At 71.6% G+C, this 19185-nt stretch carries 17 protein-coding genes; 7 read left to right on the forward strand and 10 right to left on the reverse strand.

The genetic code is table 11. The features are described from left to right. Positions 1-50 precede the first annotated feature (50 nt). Positions 51-1208 carry an acyl-CoA dehydrogenase family protein gene (locus AB0I53_RS18035; RefSeq protein WP_358603716.1) on the reverse strand — a complete coding sequence of 386 codons (1158 nt, stop codon included), beginning with the start codon at positions 1206-1208 and terminating at the stop codon, positions 51-53. 37 nt (positions 1209-1245) lie between these two features. After that, on the reverse strand, positions 1246-2445 hold the full coding sequence (locus AB0I53_RS18040) for an MmgE/PrpD family protein (protein WP_358603663.1): 1200 nt from the start codon (positions 2443-2445) through the stop codon (positions 1246-1248). Positions 2446-2708: 263 nt separating this feature from the next. On the opposite strand from AB0I53_RS18040, the gene AB0I53_RS18045 reads away from it, so the two are divergent. Together AB0I53_RS18045 and AB0I53_RS18050 are read left to right on the forward strand one after the other, a co-directional pair. Then, on the forward strand, positions 2709-3554 hold the full coding sequence (locus tag AB0I53_RS18045) for a hypothetical protein (protein ID WP_358603666.1): 846 nt from the start codon (positions 2709-2711) through the stop codon (positions 3552-3554). Positions 3555-4072: 518 nt separating this feature from the next. Continuing rightward, positions 4073-4333: a hypothetical protein gene (locus tag AB0I53_RS18050; protein WP_358603669.1), complete on the forward strand. Its 261-nt coding sequence runs from the start codon at positions 4073-4075 to the stop codon at positions 4331-4333. Between the two features lie 39 nt (positions 4334-4372). On the opposite strand, the gene AB0I53_RS18055 is transcribed toward AB0I53_RS18050, so the two are convergent. From AB0I53_RS18055 to AB0I53_RS18065, 3 genes are read right to left on the reverse strand one after another with little or no spacing between them, the layout of a single operon-like run. After that, on the reverse strand, positions 4373-6700 hold the full coding sequence (locus tag AB0I53_RS18055; RefSeq protein WP_358603672.1) for an AAA family ATPase: 2328 nt from the start codon (positions 6698-6700) through the stop codon (positions 4373-4375). Beyond that, positions 6697-6888 carry a BTAD domain-containing putative transcriptional regulator gene (locus AB0I53_RS18060; RefSeq protein ID WP_358603675.1) on the reverse strand — a complete coding sequence of 64 codons (192 nt, stop codon included), beginning with the start codon at positions 6886-6888 and terminating at the stop codon, positions 6697-6699. The genes AB0I53_RS18055 and AB0I53_RS18060 overlap by 4 nt, the downstream gene beginning before the upstream one ends. Further along, on the reverse strand, positions 6854-7498 hold the full coding sequence (locus AB0I53_RS18065) for a BTAD domain-containing putative transcriptional regulator (RefSeq protein ID WP_358603678.1): 645 nt from the start codon (positions 7496-7498) through the stop codon (positions 6854-6856). The genes AB0I53_RS18060 and AB0I53_RS18065 overlap by 35 nt, the downstream gene beginning before the upstream one ends. 129 nt (positions 7499-7627) lie before the next feature. On the opposite strand from AB0I53_RS18065, the gene AB0I53_RS18070 reads away from it, so the two are divergent. After that, positions 7628-9148, forward strand: coding sequence for an FAD-dependent oxidoreductase (locus AB0I53_RS18070; RefSeq protein WP_358603680.1), 1521 nt, complete (start codon positions 7628-7630; stop codon positions 9146-9148). Positions 9149-9197: 49 nt separating this feature from the next. Further along, the gene (locus AB0I53_RS18075) at positions 9198-9866 is read left to right on the forward strand and encodes a GDSL-type esterase/lipase family protein (RefSeq protein WP_358603683.1); all 669 of its coding nucleotides are present in this window, start codon (positions 9198-9200) and stop codon (positions 9864-9866) included. 4 nt (positions 9867-9870) lie between these two features. Here AB0I53_RS18075 and AB0I53_RS18080 read toward each other — a convergent pair whose 3' ends face one another. From AB0I53_RS18080 to AB0I53_RS18090, 3 genes are all read right to left on the reverse strand, one after another. Beyond that, entirely contained in the window at positions 9871-10302 is a 432-nt protein-coding gene (locus AB0I53_RS18080) for a protein-tyrosine phosphatase family protein (RefSeq protein WP_358603685.1), read from the reverse strand. A gap of 104 nt (positions 10303-10406) precedes the next feature. After that, positions 10407-11261, reverse strand: coding sequence for a PhzF family phenazine biosynthesis protein (locus AB0I53_RS18085; protein ID WP_358603687.1), 855 nt, complete (start codon positions 11259-11261; stop codon positions 10407-10409). Between the two features lie 13 nt (positions 11262-11274). Continuing rightward, a complete protein-coding gene (locus AB0I53_RS18090) occupies positions 11275-11556 on the reverse strand; it encodes a hypothetical protein (RefSeq protein ID WP_358603689.1) in 282 nt (93 codons plus the stop codon). 330 nt (positions 11557-11886) lie between these two features. Here AB0I53_RS18090 and AB0I53_RS18095 point away from each other — a divergent pair, with 330 nt between their 5' ends. Further along, positions 11887-12402 carry a lytic polysaccharide monooxygenase auxiliary activity family 9 protein gene (locus AB0I53_RS18095; protein ID WP_358603691.1) on the forward strand — a complete coding sequence of 172 codons (516 nt, stop codon included), beginning with the start codon at positions 11887-11889 and terminating at the stop codon, positions 12400-12402. A gap of 52 nt (positions 12403-12454) precedes the next feature. On the opposite strand, the gene AB0I53_RS18100 is transcribed toward AB0I53_RS18095, so the two are convergent. Both AB0I53_RS18100 and AB0I53_RS18105 read right to left on the reverse strand, forming a co-directional pair. Further along, positions 12455-13375, reverse strand: coding sequence for an AEC family transporter (locus tag AB0I53_RS18100; RefSeq protein WP_358603694.1), 921 nt, complete (start codon positions 13373-13375; stop codon positions 12455-12457). A 191-nt stretch (positions 13376-13566) separates the two neighbouring features. Next, positions 13567-16743 (reverse strand): arabinosyltransferase domain-containing protein, encoded by a 3177-nt coding sequence (locus AB0I53_RS18105; protein WP_358603696.1) that lies wholly within the window; start codon positions 16741-16743, stop codon positions 13567-13569. Between the two features lie 226 nt (positions 16744-16969). Here AB0I53_RS18105 and AB0I53_RS18110 point away from each other — a divergent pair, with 226 nt between their 5' ends. Together AB0I53_RS18110 and AB0I53_RS18115 are read left to right on the forward strand one after the other, a co-directional pair. Beyond that, positions 16970-17845 carry a nuclease gene (locus AB0I53_RS18110; protein ID WP_358603699.1) on the forward strand — a complete coding sequence of 292 codons (876 nt, stop codon included), beginning with the start codon at positions 16970-16972 and terminating at the stop codon, positions 17843-17845. A 473-nt stretch (positions 17846-18318) separates the two neighbouring features. Beyond that, on the forward strand, positions 18319-19125 hold the full coding sequence (locus AB0I53_RS18115) for an IclR family transcriptional regulator (protein ID WP_358603702.1): 807 nt from the start codon (positions 18319-18321) through the stop codon (positions 19123-19125). The last annotated feature ends 60 nt before the right edge of the window (positions 19126-19185 follow it).

Raw genomic sequence — 19185 nt, forward strand, 5'->3', positions numbered from 1 at the left:
CTCTTACCGGAGCGAGCGCTCACGAGCTCCGCGGAGCGCCGGCACCGGCGTCAGGCGTCGAGGCCGCCGCGTTTGACCAGCTGGGCGGCGATGACGTTGCGCTGGATCTCGTTGGTGCCCTCGCCGACGATCATCAGCGGCGCGTCGCGGAAGTAGCGCTCCACGTCGAACTCGGTGGAATAGCCGTAGCCGCCGTGGATGCGCACGGCGTTCAGCGCGATCTCCATGGCCGCCTCGGAGGCGAACAGCTTGGCCATGCCCGCCTCCATGTCCACCCTGCGGCCCGCGTCGTACTCCCGGGCGGCATGCAGGGTGAGCTGGCGGGCGGCGGTGAGCTTGGTGGCCATGTCCGCCAGGTAGTTGCCCACCGACTGGTGCTTCCAGATCGGCTTGCCGAAGCTCTCCCGCTCCTGGGCGTAGCGCAGCGAGTCCTCCAGGGCCGCCTTGCCCACGCCCAGCGCGCGGGAGGCGACCTGGATGCGGCCGGTCTCCAGGCCCTTCATCATCTGCGCGAAGCCCTGGCCCTCTTCGGTGCCCAGCAGCGCCGACGCCGGGGCGCGGTAGTCCTCGAAGGACAGTTCGCAGCTCTCCACGCCCTTGTAGCCGAGCTTGGGCAGGTCGCGGGAGACGGTCAGGCCCGGGCCGTGCTCGACGAGCAGGATCGAGATGCCCTTGTGGCCGGGCTTCGCGGCCGGGTCGGTCTTGCACATCAGCGCGATCAGCTTGGACCGGCGCGAGTTGGTGATCCAGGTCTTGGCGCCGTTGACCACGTACTCCCCACCCTCCCGGCGGGCGTTGGTGGTCATCGCCTGCAGATCGGAGCCACCGCCGGGCTCGGTCAGCGCCATCGTCGCGCGGATCTCGCCGGTGGCCATCTTCGGCAGGTACTTGCGCTTCTGCTCCTCGGTGCCGAACTGCAGCAGCAGCTTCGACACCACGGTGTGCCCGCCCATCGCGCCGGCCAAGCTCATCCAGCCGCGAGCCAGCTCCTCGACGATCAGCACGTAGCAGGGCGTGGAAACCGGTGTGCCGCCGTACTCCTCGGGGATGGCGAGCCCGAAGATGCCCAGTTCCTTCATCTGCTCGATGAGGGACTCCGGGTAGGTGTTGGAGTGCTCCAGCTCCTGCACCACCGGCTTCACGGACTTGTCGACGAAGTCGCGCACCGTTTCCACGGCGAGCTTCTCGTCGGCGCTGAGGATGTCCAATGTGCTCAATGCATTGCTCCCTTGCCGTGCCAGATCCTCACTCGACTGCCCCGGTGCGCGGGAATGTCCGCTGCAGCAGCTCGCGGACCGACTTCCAGTCCGCTTCCGCCAGCAACCCGGGCACGTCTTCGCCGCAGGCGGTGAACTTCTCGCGCAGTTCCGCTTCGGTCGGCGGCCGCGACGGCGCGCCCGGCGGCTGCGCCAGCCGCACCCGCAGGGCCGGTCCGTCGTGTTCGACCTCGATGTCCACCTCGCCGGTGAGCAGGCCTTCCTCACCCGGCGTGTAGGACACCTCGACCTGCCGCAGCAGGCGCTGGGCGGGTTCCCGGTTGACGGCGTCGTCGGTGAACGCGGCGAAGTCCGGGTAGTGGTCGAGCAGGGCGGTGGCCACCGCGTAGGGCAGGCTGAACTTGCCCTCCAGGCCGGTGCCGGGCCGGTCGTGGATCAGCGGTTTCACGGTCGGTTTCGGCGTGCTGACGCGCACGCCGCGCACCGCTCCCCGGATGTCGTGGCGGATGTCGCGCAGCGCGGCGATCGGCCGCTGCATCGCGTAGCAGCAGGGGTAGACCTTGATGGCCAGGCCGCCGGGCACCGCCGGGCCTGCCAGGTCGAGCCGGCCCGTGCCTCCGACCAGTTCCAGCCAGGCGTCCAGCGCGCTCGGGTCCGCCGTCGCGCCCGCCTGCGCGAGCTTCGCCGCGCGGACCCCTGCCTGCGCGGCGAACCCGACCTGCAGCGATTTTCCGTGGGTGCCGAAGGCGTTCTGCACGCCGCCCGCGGCAGGGACGGCCAGCGCCATCGCGGTCGCCAGCTGCTCGGCGGACAGGCCCAGCGCGGTTCCGGTCGCGACCGCGGCGGCCGGCGCCCCAGCCGTGCAGGTGGCGTGCCAGCCGGCCGAGTAGTGGGGCCAGCCCAACGCGCTGCCCAGGCGCGCCATCACGCCCGCACCCGCCAGGTACGCCCGCGCGTCGCCGCCGGTGGCGAGCACGACCGGGACGGTCACGACGCTGATGTGCGTGGTCGACTCGATGTGCAGGTCGTCGAAGTCCAGCACGTGGCCGATGGCCGCCCAGCGCGCCGCGTCCGGCAGCCCGGCCGCGATCTCGGTCAGCGGGTGGTTCCGGGCGGCCAGGGCGACCGCGGCGGTGTCGACGAGGGAGCGCTGGGCGAGCGCGAGATCCTCCGCGCTCGGTTCGAGCTCGGACGCCCACTGCGCGAGGGACTCAGCGATGGATGCCATTGGAACCTTTCCGCCAGCGCGCCACGCCCTGCGGCGCCGCCACGTCGATCAGCCGGACGCCAACCTTTGTACGGCCAAATGTATCGCCCGGTCAAGACCCACCACCGTTCGCCGGAAACCGCCACCTGTTGGCGGAATCACCGCCGCCCCTGAGACCTCGTCATTGACGCCGCGCGGCGACGGGCACAGACTTGCCCACAGTTTGTACGGCCCAATCAGCGCATCGGCCGGGCCGGCTCGGGCCCGAGCCGGAAGGAGGACCCGTGCCCGGTCTCGACACCTACCTGCAGGGCTGGCAGCCCGAGCCGCTGACGGACGCGGACGCCCTGTCCCCCGAGCCGTCGCGAGCGCTGGCGGCGGTGCTGGAGACGCCGGCGGAGTTCGCCGATGCCGAGGCGCTGCCCCCGCTCTGGCACTGGGTGCACTTCCTGAACTGGCCGCAGCACGGCGAACTCGGCGAGGACGGGCATCCGGCCCGGGGCCACTTCCTGCCGCCCATCCCGAACCGGCGCCGGATGTTCGCCGGCGGCCGCCTCACGATCACCGGCCCGCTGCGGCTGGGCGTCCCGGCCGAGCGCACGTCGTCGCTGACCAACGTGGCGGTCAAGCAGGGCCGTTCCGGCGAGATGGCGTTCGTGACGGTGCGCGGCGAATACCGGCAGGACGGCGAGGTCCGGTTCGTCGAGGAGCAGGATTTCGTCTACCGCAGCGGAGAAGGCACCGCCAAGAGCCCGGACGCGCCGCGCCCCACGGCGCTGCCCGCCTCGGACGCGGCGTGGCAGCAGCCCTTCACCGGCGACCCGGTGCGACTGTTCCGGTTCAGCGCGCTGACCGCGAACTCGCACCGCATCCACTACGACGCGCCGTACGCGCGCGAGGTCGAGGCGTACCCGGGCCTGGTCGTGCACGGCCCGATCCTGGTGCTGCTGATGAGCGAACTGGCCCGGCAGCGGGAACCGGAACGCGAGATCGCGAGCATCGGCTACCTGCTGCGGCGCCCGGTGTTCGCCGGCGATCCGGTACTGGCCTGCGGCGGACCCGACGGGAACATGACCGTGCAGACCGAGCCGGACCAGGTGATGGCCGAGGCGTCGGTGACCTTCCACTGACCGGACCGGCCTCTCGTTCGTCGAACATGTCGCCGTCTGGCCTTCGGGGATTGGCCAGTGGACGACGTTCAGATGCTTGTCGCAGCCTCCGAATTCGAGCGGTTCGCCTTCTTTCCAGGATGCTCGCCACCTGGCATCCGCTTGCGCCCGGCGAGTGGGCTTCGACTGCGAGATCGCTCGGACTGAATCAGCAGCAAGCGGCACGCGAGCAGATCAGCGCATCGCACGTCGGCTACCGGCAACCCGTCCCTTTGCACGCTCATGCCACTGATCGTGCGTCTGGCAACGCGCGTTCATGCCGACGGGCACATGGCAAGTGACGACAACCGCTCTGTCGCCGCAGGTCAGCGGCGAGATGCGATCAAGGGGCGACTTTGTCAGACTAGAACTCATGTTCGAGTACTTGCTTGCGCAATCACCTTCGTCCTGGCGGGGCCGACGGCGGTGACCACGCAACGACAGCTCTACCAGCGCCGCGCCGGTGCGGTCCTCGTCGACGGGGTGGGGACAGGCCAGCGATGACCGGACCTCGGGATTGGCGGCGCCGGCAGGAACGTGAGCTGCTGCGGGCAGCGGCGGAGAAGCTGCGCGGTGAAGCCCGCCGGGAGCAGGCCGAAGCGGCCGTCGGGCGGGCGCTGATCGTGCCGTATGAGCGTTACGTCGTGGTGGGACTGCTCGACGAGTTGTCGTTGGCGGCGGGGCGGGGCGAGTTGCCGGACGGCGTGCGGCGCCTCGCGGTCGAACTCGCCGAAAAGATCCTCAAGGAAGGTCGCGCGTAGCCGGACGGCGAAGTCCGCCTCTTGGTGGCAGCACGCCGCTCAGCTCGAAGGCGCGGCGCTGTCCGCCGCGGGCAGCGCCGCACGGCGCAGCCGCGCCGGATCGGCCCGGGTCAGGGCCGCCGCGCCGAGCATGACGGCCACGTCGTCGTACCGCCCGTACATCGCGGCGAGGCCTGCCACGGTCACCGCCACCGTCGCCACGATCGGCATGTCCTTGCTGTCGACCGCCGCCGCGTACGCCCGGCCCAGCGCCTCCTCGGCGCCCGGCGCGTCGCCGAGCTCGAGACAGAGCGAGCCCCGCACCGCGCCGATCAGCGCCTGCCCCTGGTCGCCGCCGAACGGGAGCTGCTCGGACAACCCGGCCTCGGCCGCCTCGATCAGCTCGCGCGCCCGGTCCAGGTCGCCGATTCGCACTTGGAGGTCTGCCTCGCGCGCGTCGAGCAGAATCGCCATCTCGGGCGACGCCGAGCGCAGCGCGCGCTCCCGGGTCGCGGCGATCATCTGGGTTGCCCGCGCGGTCTCGTCGAGCCGCACGTGCAGATCGATCCAGCGCAGGTCGATGAAGATCTCGTCGCTGAGGCTGAGCGACCCGAACTCGCGGGCCAGCCGTTTGGCCTCGTTCAGATCGGCCAGCGCGCCGTCGAGATCGCCGTCGTACTGCCGCAGCAGCGCGCGCAGCGGCAGGGCCGTGGCCAGACCCCAGCGGTCGCCCGCCTCGGCGAAGCAGTCCAGTGCTGCGGTGACGTCGCTCCGGACCTGGCCGAGGTGGCCCTCGTTCTCGGCGGACTGGGCACGGAACATGCGGGCCAGCCCGGCCAGCCACCCGTCCGGCCCGTCGGCCAGCCGCTGGATGATCGCCGACGACGCCTCGGTCTCCTCGAGGGAGGCCAGCCCGACCGCGATCAGCGCGCCGCCGATGTCCGGCAATTCCGGATAGCTCAGCAGCCGGTCGATGAGCGCCCGCAGCTCCTTGATCGAGTCATCGACCAGCGAGCCCTGGGTGGCGATGGCGTTGAGCAGCAACGTCCCCTCGGCGATGTCGCGCTCCACGCTCGGCCGCTCGGCCGGCACCGCGACCGCCTCGCCGAGCCAGTAGGCCGCGTCGGGGTGCCGGCCGAGCATCTGCCAGTACCAGATCAGGTTCACCGCGAGCCCGATCGCACCGCCGGCATCGCCGATATCGCAGAAGTGGCGCAGGGTGCCGAGCAGGTTGTCGTACTCGGCGCGCAGCACGCGGAGTGCATCGAGCTGCTCGGGGCCGCGCAGCAGCGAGTCGTAGCGGGCGACCAGCTCGGCGAAGTATCGGGCGGTCAGGTCCCGCACGCCGGTCAGGGTGCCCTGCTCGGCCAGCCTCTCCAGGCCGTACTCGCGGATCGTCTCCAGCATCCGGTACCGGCCGGTGTCCGGCGCGAGCTGCAGCAACGACCGGTCGACCAGGCCCGCGAGCAGCTCCCTGACCTCACCGACCGGCACCGCGGTGCCAGCACAGACCGCGGTTGCCGACGCCGGCGTGACGCCGCCGGGCAGGGCCGAGATCCGCTCCGCGACCGTCCGCGCGTCCGCGCCGAGCAGGTCCCAGCTCCACGCGATGACCGCCCGCAGCGTGCGGTGCCGCGGGAAGGCGGTCCGGCTGCCGGTGGTGAGCAGGCGGAACCGGTCGGACAGCCCGGCGGCCAGGTCGGCCAGCGAGAGCGTGCGCAGGCGGGCCGCGGCCAGCTCGAGCGCGAGCGGCATGCCGTCCAGGCTGCGGACGGTGCGCAGCACCTCGCCGAGGTTGTGCTCGTCGACGTCGAACCCGGGCCGCACGGCCGCCGCCCGCTCGGCGAACAGGCGCACCGACGCCGCGCGGCGGGCCTGCTCGACGTCCGCGTCCGGCTCGGGCAGCGTGAGCGGGCCGAGCGGGACCAGCGCCTCGCCGTCGATGGCGAGGGGCTCCCGGCTGGTGGCCAGCACCCGCAGCCCGGCGCAGCGAGTCAGCAGCGCCGAGATCAGGTGCGCCACGGCGTCGATCAGGTGCTCGCAGTTGTCCACCACGAGCAGGCTCTGCCGGCCGCCCAGCTGGTCAGCCAGCACGTCCAGCTCGCCGACCAGGTCGCCGCGCAGCCTGGCCGAAGCCTCGAACAGCGCCGAGCCGCGCAGCCCGATCGCGGCCAGCAGCGCCGCGCCGACCTTGGCCGGCTCGGTGACCGAGGCGAGGTCGATCATCCAGGCACCGTCCCGGTACTCGGACCGGTGGCGGCGGGCGGCCTCGACGGCGAGGCGCGTCTTGCCGGCACCGCCGGGACCGATCACGGTGACCAGGCGCCCGGCGGCGAGCAGCGTGTCGATCCGGGCGAGGTCGTCGTCGCGCCCGAGGAAGCTGGTCAACGGCGCGGGCAGGTTGCTAGGCCTGGCTGCGCGGCGGGCGCGGGCTGCTCGGCGCGCAGCAGGCGGAGGTGGCGCTCGCGCAGGGCGGCGCCCGGGTCGGTGCCGAGGACGTCGGACAGGGTTTCGCGGACTCGCTCGTACTGGGCGAGGGCTTCAGCCTGGCGACCCTGGGCGGCGAGCGCGTCCATGAGCAGCGCGGCCGTCCGCTCGTGGACGGGGTGCTCGGAGAGCAAGGGCGGTCAGGCGGGCGGCCGCCGCGTCGGCACGGCCCAGCGCCAGCTCGGCGTCGGCGAGGTCGGCGACGGCCTCGATCGAGGCGTGGGCCAGCCGGGTCGCGGCGGCGGGCGCTACCGCGGCGACGACCGCGGGCTCGGCGCCGGAACGGTCGCCCCACAGCGCCACGGCCTCGCCGAGCACGGCCGCCGCGGCATTCAGGTCGCCGGCGCGCAGGCGGTCACGGCCGGCGGCGGCGAGCTGCTCGAACCGCAGCGCGTCCACATCGGCGGCGTCCACGGCCAGCCGGTAGCCCCCCGCGAGCTGTGTGACGTCGCCGGCCGAGCCGAGGGTCCGGCGCAGCCGGGAGACGAGGGCCTGCAGGGCGTGGGCGGGGCCGGCCGGCGGGTTCTCGGCCCAGATCGCGTCGACCAGGACGCCCTGCTCGACCGCACGCCCGCCAGCCAGCGCCAGCCGCGCGACCAGACCTTGCAAGCGGGCACCCGCAACGGGCAGGGCCGTGTCACCGCGAGACGCCTGAAAGGCGCCGAGCAGCGTGACGCGCAGCCGCGCACCCCCGTCCATTCCCTGATCTTCGCGTGCGCACCCGTGTGAGCACCATGGGCCCCCATGTCAGCGCCATGTGCGCCCCGTGTGAGCGGCCCGCAGCAGCCTTGGCGTGTCGCCGAGAACCGGCTTCGGAAGGGATTTCTCATGCATGACGTAGTGATCGTGGGCGCCGGCCCGGTTGGTCTTTTCCTAGCCTGCGAGCTTGGCCTCGCGGGCTGCTCCGTCCTGGTGCTTGAGCGGGAGCCGGAGCCCGGCTCCCCGTGGCGGGCGGACCCGCTCGGGCTGCGGGGCCTGTTCGCGACGTCGGTCGAGGCGTTCCACCGCCGTGGGATGCTGGACCCGCTGCTGACGGCGTCGGGCGTGCACGACGATCCCGGCGCGAACCCCGACGCGGACGAGCCGTCACCCCCTCGCGGGGCGGGTCACTTCGCCGGCATGGTGCTCGATCCGGCCAAGGTCGACGTCACCGCCCTGCCGTTTCGGCTGCCCAGCCCGGCGCCGGAGGTCGTGATGACAAGCCTCGAATCGGTCGAGACGGTGCTGTCCGAGCGGGCCGTCAAGCTCGGCGTGGAGATCAGGCGCGGCGTCACGGTCTCCGCCATCGCCCAGGACGACGAGAACGTGGTCCTGCACACCGGCGAGCACGAGTACGCGGCGCGCTGGGTTGTCGGCTGCGATGGCGGACGCAGTGCGGTGCGTGGGCTCGCGGGTTTCGACTTCGTCGGCACCGAGCCGCAGTTCACCGGCTACGTGGTGCTCGCCACCATCGCCGATCCCGAGAAGCTGAAGCCTGGGATCAACCTGACACCGACTGGCATGTACGTCCAGATGCCCGCGGAAGGGCACATCGGCATGATGGACTTCGACGGCGGCGCGTTCGATCGCTCGCAGCAGCCGACACGCGACCATCTCCAGGCGGTGCTGCGCCGCGTGTCCGGCACCGACGTGACACTGAGCGACGTCCATCTCGCCTCGAGCTTCACCGACCGGGCGATGCAGACGACGACCTACCGGCAGGGACGCGTTCTGCTCGCGGGCGACGCCGCGCACCTTATCTCCCCCCTTGGCGGGCAGGGACTCAACACCGGCATCGGCGACGTCACGAACCTGGGGTGGAAGCTCGCGGCGACCGTGCACGGGCACGCGCCGGACGGACTTCTCGACACCTACACCCGCGAGCGCCATCCGATCGGCGCCTGGGCGCTCGACTGGACCCGCGCCCAGTCGGCGGCCATGCGGCCGGACCCGCATGCCCAGGCGATCCAGGGAGTGATTCGCGACCTGCTCGGTACCCGGGACGGAACGACCTACGTGTTCGAGAAGATCTCGGGATCGTCGATCCGCCACGACCTCGGCAGCGAGCAGCCGCTGGTCGGCCGCAACGCCCCGGACTTCCGTCTCGAGGACGGCACTCGCCTCGGCGACCTGATGCAGGACGGACGAGGCGTCGCACTCGATTTCAGCGCCGACCGACGCCTGCACGGTTCGGCGATGGGCTGGGAAAGCCGGATGCGGTATGCCGCCGGGCCGGCGAGAAACGACCTCGGGCTGGGCGCTGTGCTCGTCCGGCCCGACGGCATCGTCGCCTGGGCAGGGGATCGCGACCCCGACCGGGAAGCGTTCGAGCGAGCCGCCCGCCAGTGGTTCGGCAGCCCGGAAATCTAGTGCAGCCACCCCGTTCCCTTTCTTTCCCAACCGAGTTCCAGGAGCAAATATGACGATCACCCTCCGACCGGGAAGCACCGTGATGTTCACCGGCGATTCGATCACCGACTGCCAACGGCTGGAGAGCGAAGAGGGTCTCGGGTTCGGCTACCCGCTGCGCGTCGCGGGCGAGTGGGGCTTCCGGCACCCGGACCGGCCCGTGACCTGGCTGAACACCGCGAACGGGGGCGACAAGGTGATGGACCTCGAAGCCCGCTGGCAGACAGACGTGCTCGACGCGCGCCCGGACGTGGTGTCGATCCTCGTCGGGGTCAACGACATGGGCTGGCACACGCTAGACCCGACGGGGTACGTGATTCCCGTGGAGGAGTTCGAAGCGGGTTATGACCGCCTGCTCGCGCCGCTGGCCGAGGCGGGCACGGAGCTGATCCTCATCGAGCCGTTCCTCCTGCCGATCCACGGCGTCGTCGAGGCCGGGGCCGGTGGCGCGCTCATCGGAGAGGAAGAGCGAAAGGAATGGCGCGCCGACCTGGACCCGAAGATCCAGGTCGTGCGCGAGCTCGCCCGCGGCTACGGCGCGCACCTGCTCGCCGCCGACGGCATGTTCGCCGAGCTCGCCGCGACGACCGGGCCGGAGTACTGGACCGCGGACGGCGTGCACCCGACGCCGGCCGGTCACGCCGCACTCGCGGCGGCCTGGCTGCGCCTGGTCGCGTGATCGATCAGGCGGAGAAGCGGGCGACGTAGCGCTTCTGCCAGGGCGTCTCGACCGCGTGCGAGTCGTAGTTCGCCCGGACGTAGGCGACCGCCTCGTCAGCCGGCACTCCGTCGATGACGGCGAGGCAGGCCAGCGCCGTGCCGGTCCTGCCTCGCCCGCCGGCGCAAGCCAGCTCCACCCGCTCGGCCTCGGCGCGTTCCCACGCTTCGCGCAGGATCTCGCGCGCCTGCGCCCGGTCGCTGGGCAGGCGGAAGTCCGGCCAGCGCAGCCAGCGGCTCTCCCACTCCACCTCCGGCGGCGTCTTGCCGAGCAGGTAGACGGCGAAGACCGGCACCGATCCGGGAGGCAGCGGCTTTCGCAGGCCGCGGCCCCTGACGAGACGGCCGGACGGCAGCCGGAGCACTCCAGCCCCGGCGGGATCCCAGAAATCACCCACCCGGCCACCCTACGCGCCCGGCGGAACGCACACGGTGAGCCATCCGAATGCGACGCACACTGGTATCCACAGTGGACAACGGGATTCCCGTTGCGGCGGCGGGATCAGAGCCGCACCTCGCCCTGGATGCGGGTGACCGCCGCGCCGCCGACCCAGATGGTGCCGTCCCGGTCGCGATCGATCACGACGCGGCCGTCCGCGCCCACTGCGGTGCCCTGGTGGACGGTGTAGTGCTCGAGGGCCTGCCCGGTGCCGATCAGCCACTGCGCGATTCCCGCGTTCAGGCTGCCGGTGACGGGATCCTCGATCACCCCGCTCGACTCCGGGAAGAAGGCGCGCACCTCGAAGTCGTACGGCGCGCCGGGCGGGTGCGGCCCGACGATGCCGACCTTGAGCGGCCCAGAGGGCAGCGGAACGTCCAGGACCGCCTGCGCGCTGTCGAGCAGGGCGGCAACCCATCCCGGCCCGTTGTCGACCCACTGCGCATCGCGAATGTCGTCGGGCGAAAGGCCCAGCGCGGCCGCGAGTTCGTCCCGCAGCTGCCGGTCGACCGGACCGGAGCGCAGCAGGGGCGGCGCGGCGAACGCGTATCCGGCAGCGGTCGTGCGGACCTCGACGAGCCCCGCGGCGCACTCCTGGACGATCCGGTCCGGAACGGGTTCCGGCCGGCCGCTCGCCCAGGCGTGGCAGCTGCCCAGGGTGGGATGCCCGGCGAAGGGCAGCTCGCCGGACGGCGTGAAGATCCGCACCCGGTAGTCGGCGCCGGGCTGGGTCGGAGGTAGCAGGAACGTCGTTTCGGAGAGGTTCGTCCACCTGGCGAACCTCTGCATCAGGTCGTCGGTCAGGCCTTCGGCGTCCAGCACGACCGCGAGCGGGTTGCCGGAGCAGGCGGGGCCCGCGAACACGTCGATCTGGGCGAAACGCCGCGGGCTGGAACCTGTGGTGCCAGAGGTTGTCACGGCTCCCATGATCTCAGGAGGCCGCCGCGCGAGGCGGCGCCGCGTTGTAGGCGAGGGTGCCGCCCGCGTGCTGCAGGTTGCGCGCCAGCGCGGCGGCGCGATCCCCGGCTTGCGCCAGGTGCGGGCCGACGGTCGCCCAGCTGGCCAAGTCCCGGCGGGCTTGTTCGGCCAGGCGGCCCACAAGTTCGGCGATCGCCGCCAGGTCGTCGAGGACGGCGACCGGATCACCGGTCTCGACGAGATCGGCGGCGCCGAGCGCGGCGCGGGCGTCGGCGATGTGCTGCTGCGGATTCATGTCGGTCGCCTCCTCGACGGCCCGACTTCGGCGAACACCCGCATGTTCCCGCGCACCCCCGACAGTTTCGCGATTCCCGAAGGCGGACCACTTATCGGAGTGGTCCTGGTCCATCGCGGTGACTGTTTTCGCAGGTGTTGACCGAATTCTGCCGCCTCAGTATGGTCCAGACCACATTGTTCTTCGGGGAAGGCCCGGTCGATGTGCGGTCGTCGACAGGCCGGTCTCCTCCCGCTCCTCCGGCGCCGCGCGCCGTATCCGCCGACCGCCGATCCGGATTTCGGGGGGTCCGCCGGCCGGGAACACCGGCCGCACTGACAAGGAGCTGAGATGAACTCGAAGCGAAGGCTCGCCGCCGCTGCCGTCGGCGCGGCAATCGCGCCCTTCCTGGTGGCGATACCCACCAGCACCGCCGGCGCGCACGGCTACATCGACTCGCCGCCGAGCCGCCAGGCCCAGTGCGCCGCCGGGACGGTGCCCTGCGGCGAGATCAAGTGGGAGCCGCAGAGCGTCGAGGGCCCGAAGGGCCTGACCAGCTGCAGCGGCGGCAACGGCCGGTTCGCCGACCTCGACGACGACAGCAAGGGCTGGAAGGCCACGCAGGTCGGCAACACGGTGAACTTCAACTGGACGATCACCGCCAACCACTCCACGACGACGTGGGAGTACTTCATCGGCGGCAACCGGGTCGCGGTGTTCGACGACCACGGCGCCCAGCCGCCGGACCGGTTCTCCCACACCGTCGACCTCGGCGGCGTGAGCGGCAAGCAGAAGCTGCTGGCCGTCTGGAACATCGCCGACACCGCCAACGCCTTCTACGCCTGCGTCGACCTCAACGTGGGCTGACCGGCGAGGGGCCCTGCGCCTCCGGGGTGCCGACCGGAGGCGCACGGGCACGTCAGCCGAGCAGTGCCGTGACGGTGAAAAGCACTGGCACCGACAGGATCGTCGACAGCAGGATCGATTCGCGCGCCAGCCGCACGCCCACGTTGTAGCGGGAGGCGTAGACGAAGAGGTTCTGCGCCGCCGGGAGCGCGGAGATCACCACCGCCGCGAACAGCGTCGCGCCCTCCAGCCCGAACAGGCCGGCGCCGATCGCCCAGGCGATCACCGGGTGCACGACCGACTTCAGGCCGACCGAGATCAGCACCGGCCACCGCTCCGCACCACCGGCGGGCAACGCGCTGCCACGCAACGAGATGCCGAACGCAAGCAGCACCGTCGGCACGGACAAGTGCCCGAGCAGCGTGATCGGCTCCAGCACCGGAGCCGGAATCCGCCAGCCGCTCAACGAGATCGCGACGCCGATCAGCGAGCAGATGACGATCGGGTTGCGGAACGGCGCGAGGATCCGCAGCCACACCGAGGAACGCTCCCCCGCCTGCGAGAAGTCGATCACGGTCAGCCCGATCGGCGTCATGACCAGCAACTGGAACAGCATCACCGGCGCGACCAGGCTCGCGTCGCCGAGCACGTAGACGGCGATCGGGATGCCGAGGTTGCCGGCGTTGACGTAGCTCGAGCACAGCGCGCCGATGGTCGTGCGGCGGATGTTCCACCTGCGCAGCAGGCCGACCAGCACGAACAGGCCCGCCGCCGCGAACGTGCTCAGCGCGCTGACCAGCAGCGGGGCGGAGAAGATGACCGAGACATCGGATTCCGACAGCATTTGCAGCAGCAGCGCGGGAGTTCCGACGTAGAACGACAGCTTGGTCAGCGCTTCGCGCGCGTTCTCGCCGAGCAGTTCGCCGCGGCCCAGCAGGTAGCCGATCAGCACGATGGCGGCGATGACGCCGAAGCCCTGGATCACGCCGGACACGACGCCTCCGCTCCCCGGCACACACGAATTCCACAGTGGACGATAATGGCGGCCGGGCGGCGCCGGGCCACCCGCTCTCGAGCGCGAGGCATGCTTCGTCTTCCGGGCTAAGGGGTTCCGACTCGTTGGTTAGCGATCCTAAGCGATCTAGGTCGCCACAACCCCGCCGGAATGGCGATGCTCACAGCCGATCACGTGGCGTCACCGGTCGGAATCCCGTCGAGCGGACGGATGTCGGTGCGCCCGGTCGAACTGGGCGCACCGCCGGGCAGCTTCACCGCCTTCGTCAGCGGCCCTGGACTCCAAAGCCCCCAGTGCGTTTCGCGGTGGACCTCCATCGCGGCCTCCGCAGGCAGCGCGCCGGACTGGTAGGCGTCCACCAGGTACAGCGTGCCCCAGTCGCGATGCAGGTCGCCCTTGAGGTAGGTCGGCATCGTCCGCACGCTGCCCGCCACGTTGAGCCAGCCAAACGGGCCGCCGGCGCCCGGCGCCGACCAGCTCTGGCCCATGTCGCGCAAGATCCCGCCGCCGGCCACTCGGAACTGCGGCAACTCGGCGACCCCGTTGTGCAGCCGCGCGAGGTTCAGGCAGGGATGCACCAGCGCGGCGGTCCACTCCACGAAGGCCGGCGCATCGCCGATCACCTGCGTCATGCTGGTCAGCTGCGGGACACGCGGCGCGCTGACTGCGATCCAGCCACCGGCATCGATCTTCCGGTCCACGGCCACCACCCGGACCTTGGTCGCGCCGTCAACGACGAACCGGCGGTCGAACCACATGCCGCTGAGCTGGGCGACGTCGACGCGGCCCAGGATCTCGAAGCCCTCCGGGGTGTCCCGGCCCCATTCGACGCCGAGCGCGTTCACGCCCGTCGCGTCGCCGCCGAACGACAGCACCACCGGGGCCTCGCCGCTGGTGGCCTGCGGGGGCAGGTCGAACCACGGCGTGCGCAACTCGCCGGTGAGCGGGCCGTCGGCGGCGTAGGTGCCCCACACCGGCGCGTCGTCGCCGCCGAACCCGAACGGCGGGGTCCAGTGCTTGCCCTCCGGGTAGCCGAAGCGGTGGAAGCCCGTCGCGGTGGCCGCGAGGTAGTCGGCGGACTTGTTCTTGGTGCGCCGGCTCGCCGACGCCGCGCTCTCCGTGCGCGGCTGGATGTGCGATTGCGCGAGCACGCCGCGCCGCGGATCGGTCTCGACGCCGACGTAGTCGGAGAGCCCGCAGCTGGAACCGGCGAGCTGCTTCACGTTGTCCGCGCCGAGGCTGTAGCCGTCGCGCTGCCGCTGCATGCCCGCGGCGAACAGCGCCACCTCGCCGACCAGCAGGATCGCGCAGGTGAACGTCAGCGGTGCGGCGCCGAGGCTGAGCACCCGCCGCCGCGCCTCCGGCGTGATCACAGGCAGTTCGTCGTGGCGCAGGTGCTCGATCATGGCGACGACGCCGGCGATCGCCGCGGCCGCCAGGAAGTACGTGCTCGCGCTCCGCCCGTCGAGGCTCGGCGCCCGGTCGAACCACGGCACGCCCCAGCCGGAGACGTACCACCACGAGTTCGTGCCGGTGACCGAGAAGGCGCAGATGACCATGAGGCCGGCGAAGAACCCGGCCCGGTTGCGGCGGGACCGCAGCACCGCCGCGCTCGTCGCCAGCGCCGTCAGCGCGGCCACCACCGCGCCGATTCCGGCGAGGATCCCGAAGTGATGCGTGTGCTTCGTCGGCGTCATGGCCAGCACCACGAAGCTCAGCGCGGCGACCGCCAGCACGCGGCGGCTCGGGCCGAGCGCGGCGCCCCGGATCTTGGCCCGGCGCAGCAGCACCACGCCGCTCGCCACGATGCACAAGATGAGCAGCAGCACGGGGAATCGACGCGTCAACGACCCGTCCGGCCACGGCCCGAACAGCCGGTCGTAGCGGCTGAGCTCCTCGAACCACTGCTCGTTCGGCCCGAACTTGGTCTTCAGCGCCACGGAATCCAGCACGGACTGCAGCGTCTGGTCGAAGAAGACGCCGACCAGGATCACCAGCCCGGCCGCCGCGACGGGAGCCAGCACCGGCAGCGCGCCGCGTTCCCGCACCCGCTGCCACAGCATCCGGAGCAGCGGCTTCGCGGCCACGACGAACGGCAGGATCGCGACCATGCCGTGCGGATTCGCCCCCAGGCCCAGTGCCGCCGCGAGCAGCCCAAGCACGGCGGGCGTCAGCCGTCGAGTGGCCACGGCGCGTTCGACCGCGCACAGCGCGAGCAGGAAGAACGCCACTACGACCGGTTCCGGGCGAAGACCGTTGTTGTACGGCAGCCAGAAGGCCAGGAACACCGCCGCCGCCGCCCAGCCGGCGGACTCGCTGCGCCGCACCTGCTGCCCGAGCCGCGGCAGCACGCCACGGCTGAGGAGCAGCCAGCTGACGACGCCGAGGAACAGCGCGGGCAACCGCACCCACGGCGTCGCGGGCGAGATCTGCACCCACAGCGCGTAGAGCTCGTAGAACCAGCCGAACGGCGATTCCGGGTTGCTGAACCAGCGGAAGTAGTTGGTGACGTACCCGGCGCTGTCGGAGGCACGCAGCATGGTCAGGATGTAGCCGTCGTCGGCGGTCATCGCGCCGATCAACCACCACACGCCCAGCGCGCCGAGGACGACCACGTCGCGGACCTTCGGCCGCCACCACCGTTCGGGCGCCCAGCGCGGCGGCCTGCGGACCTCCATGCGCCGCAACGCCACCATCGAGCCGAGGAACGCCAGGACGGCCAGCACCATCACGGCGACCTTCAGCGGCGTCGCCTGGCTCGCGAAGCGGTCGTCCACCCGAGCTTCGAAGGACAGGCCGCGAACGTCGTCGACCGCGGCATCGAGCTGCGAGTAGATGCCGGTCAGCTGGGGCCGGTTGTCGCCGGGCACGGCGGCCAGCGCGACCCCGCCCACGCCGGCCTGCGTGCCGGCGGAGTCCGAGCGCACCGAGATCGAGCAGTCACCGGCGGGCAGCGCGGCGGTGCCGGCCTGGTGCCCCCTGGACCACAGCGCGACCTGCCCGCCGTCGACCTGCAGCGTGAGTCCGGTCAGCCCGCCGTATTCCGACGACGGCGCGTTCGTGGCGACCAGCACGCCGGGGCCGTCGATGCGCGCGTCCAGGCTCCGTGCCGCCGCGCACGGCACCTCCGTCGCGAGCCACAGCGGCGCGTGGCTGACCAGCGGCGCCGACACCGATTCGGTGCCCCGCGCGGTCGGCCACCGCAACGTCGTGATGTCGTGCTCGACGGGCAGGAAGGGCACCGCGAGCGCCAGCAGAGCGGAGACCAGGCCGAGCACCGCCGCCCACCGGCCGGCGGCTTTCGACGCCGGTCCACGACGCGTGACCTGCATGGACCGCTCAGTCACGCGACCGCCACCTCTGCTTTCCGAAAAGACCCAACCCGAAGAGCTTAAAGAGGTGCGCCGACGAACCGACAACCGGCGGAAAATCATCGCGCTTCGCATCCGGTTCGGCACGCTGAGCGATGTTCCCGGCGCCGACGGCGGATGTGAAGCGGCTCTCGGCTCGGGCACTGGGCTGTCCGGGTGGAAGCGGTCCAATGCGGACGACGCCTTCAATACCGTGATCAGCATGACTTTCACGTTGATCAAGGGCACTTTCCGGATCACCGGCGCCTCGCCCGACGGCGACTCGATCCGCTTCTACCCCACCGACCGGAAAGCGTTCGCCAAGGCGGGCCTGTCCGTGCGGCTGAACTCGCGCGGCGGGGCCCAACTCCGATTAGAGGGCATCGACGCGCTGGAGACGCACTACCGGCCGCAGGCGCGAGGCAGCGAGATGTGGCACCAGCCCGCCGAACTGGCGAACGCCGCCTCGGATGCGCTGCTGAAGCACCTGGGCTTCACCGCTTTCGAACGCAACGAGAACGGTGGCGTCACGGCGAGCACGCCCGAGGAGACGCCCGGCCACATCCTGACCCGCTTCGCGGACAAGTACGGCCGTGCGGTGGCCTTCGCCTTCCCCGGCCAGCGACCGGGCCGCTCCACCGACGGCGGCGACGTCCACCTGGATCCGAAGGGCCTGCAGGCATCGGCGAACCACGCGCTGCTGGCCGCGGGCCTGGTGTACCCGACCTTCTACTCCAAGCTGTTCCCCGACCTGCGCCAGAGCATGGCCGACGCCGCGATAGCCGCCCGGAACGCGAAACAGGGCGTGTGGGCGAAGGACGCCACACTGGAAGGGCTGCGGGTGCGCTCCCGCGAGCAACTCCAGGACGAGGCGGTGCTGCTGCCGAAGCTGTTCCGGCGGCTGGCCGACTACCTCGAGCTGGAGGAGTCCGGCGGGGCGTCGCTGGGCGGCTTCGCCGAGTACCTCGACACCCGCGACGACCGGCTGTTCACGGTCCCGGAAGGCCACGCCACCGAGCTGGAAACCCTCGTCCAGGTCCGCCGCCAGAACATCCGCCTGACGGTCGAGCCGGAGCGGATCGTCTTCACCGAAGCCTGATCACGGCGAGCGGGCGAGCGGAAGTACCCGAGGTTCCTGCCGCCGAGCTACGACTCATGTGGTGCGGGTGGTGATCGCGTCGCCGAGGTATTTGGCGCCCAGGATGGCGAATAGGACGGTCATGATGGCGTTGTTGTGAACCGACCCATGCTGCGCACGTACTCGCTGGTCAACCGCGACCCGGGACCGGAGGAGCGACCTGGGCGGATACGCCGGATGCAGAGGACGACACGGAACTCACCATGAGGACGCCGCTCCGTTTCCGTGCTGCGGTGCTGCGCCGTCCGAGGCTCGCCGAGAGAAGCGCCGAAACGTCGATGGCTCCGTCGTGAGCTCGTGAGTGATGGTTCCGGTAAGAACCGGAACCATCACTCACGAGGCCTGCGCATGGCGGCGGGCGGTAGCGGGTGGTTTCGCCCCGCGCATCCGGCCGGGTGAGAATGGGCCGGTCGGAGTCCCCGGGGGGGAATGTCATGGGCGAGCGCGGCGGGACGAGTGCGCCGAGCGTGGCTTCCCGGCTGTTCCGGATCCTGGAGACCTTCTCGCCGGAGCGGCCGTCCCTAACGCTGTCGGCGATCAGCCGCCAGAGCGGCCTGTCGCTGACGACCACGCACCGCCTGGTCGGCGAGCTCGCCGGGTGGGGCGCGCTGGAGCGCGACGACGACGGTTGCTACCGCATCGGGCTGCGGATCTACGAGCTCGCGGCGCTGACGCCGCGCGGCACGTTCCTGCGCGAGGTCGCCATGCCGTTCCTCGGCGACCTCTACGAGGCCACCCGCCAGAACGCGCAGCTCGGCGTCCTCGACGGGCACGAGGTCGTCTACCTGGAGCGCATCTCCGGCCGGGATGCCGTGCCGGTGGTGTCCCGGCCGGGCGGCAGGCTGCCGCTGCACGCCACCGGCGTCGGCCTCATCCTGCTCGCGCACGCCGACCGCGAGCTGCAGGAAGCGGTCCTGGAAAGGCCGCTGAAGCGCTTCACGGACCTGACGATCGCCGAACCGCGACGGCTGCGCGCCGTCCTCGCCGATGTCCGGAAGAGCGGCTTCGCGATCAGCGACCGCCAGATCGAACTGTCCACGCTCTCGGTGGCGGCCCCGGTCCGCGACGCTGCGGACAGCGTGATCGCGGCACTGTCCCTTGTGGTCCCGGCCGAAACCAGCGACCCGATGGCTCTGGTGCCGGTGGTTCGGGCGGCGGCCCGAGGCCTCTCCCGGGCCCTCGGCTCTCCCCGGGCCGCAGCCCTGCCGCCGACGGCCCGCCACGAACGTTCGGGGCCGTGAGTCTTTTGGGGTTGCATGGGCGGCCCAAAATAAAAAGGCCCCCCGTGGTTTACCGCGCAC

This window comes from Saccharopolyspora sp. NPDC050389 (genome assembly GCF_040655595.1).
Classification (GTDB): Bacteria; Actinomycetota; Actinomycetes; order Mycobacteriales; family Pseudonocardiaceae; genus Saccharopolyspora.

Bases quoted from the DNA above. Each gene is read 5' to 3' on its own strand.
- AB0I53_RS18090 (WP_358603689.1), bottom strand. From the start codon at position 11,556: ATGAATCCGCAGCAGCACATCGCCGACGCCCGCGCCGCGCTCGGCGCC.
- AB0I53_RS18115 (WP_358603702.1), top strand. From the start codon at position 18,319: ATGGGCGAGCGCGGCGGGACGAGTGCGCCGAGCGTGGCTTCCCGGCTG.
- AB0I53_RS18070 (WP_358603680.1), top strand. From the start codon at position 7,628: ATGCATGACGTAGTGATCGTGGGCGCCGGCCCGGTTGGTCTTTTCCTA.
- AB0I53_RS18040 (WP_358603663.1), bottom strand. From the start codon at position 2,445: ATGGCATCCATCGCTGAGTCCCTCGCGCAGTGGGCGTCCGAGCTCGAA.
- AB0I53_RS18075 (WP_358603683.1), top strand. From the start codon at position 9,198: ATGACGATCACCCTCCGACCGGGAAGCACCGTGATGTTCACCGGCGAT.
- AB0I53_RS18050 (WP_358603669.1), top strand. From the start codon at position 4,073: ATGACCGGACCTCGGGATTGGCGGCGCCGGCAGGAACGTGAGCTGCTG.
- AB0I53_RS18095 (WP_358603691.1), top strand. From the start codon at position 11,887: ATGAACTCGAAGCGAAGGCTCGCCGCCGCTGCCGTCGGCGCGGCAATC.
- AB0I53_RS18110 (WP_358603699.1), top strand. From the start codon at position 16,970: ATGACTTTCACGTTGATCAAGGGCACTTTCCGGATCACCGGCGCCTCG.
- AB0I53_RS18060 (WP_358603675.1), bottom strand. From the start codon at position 6,888: ATGGACGCGCTCGCCGCCCAGGGTCGCCAGGCTGAAGCCCTCGCCCAG.
- AB0I53_RS18065 (WP_358603678.1), bottom strand. From the start codon at position 7,498: ATGGACGGGGGTGCGCGGCTGCGCGTCACGCTGCTCGGCGCCTTTCAG.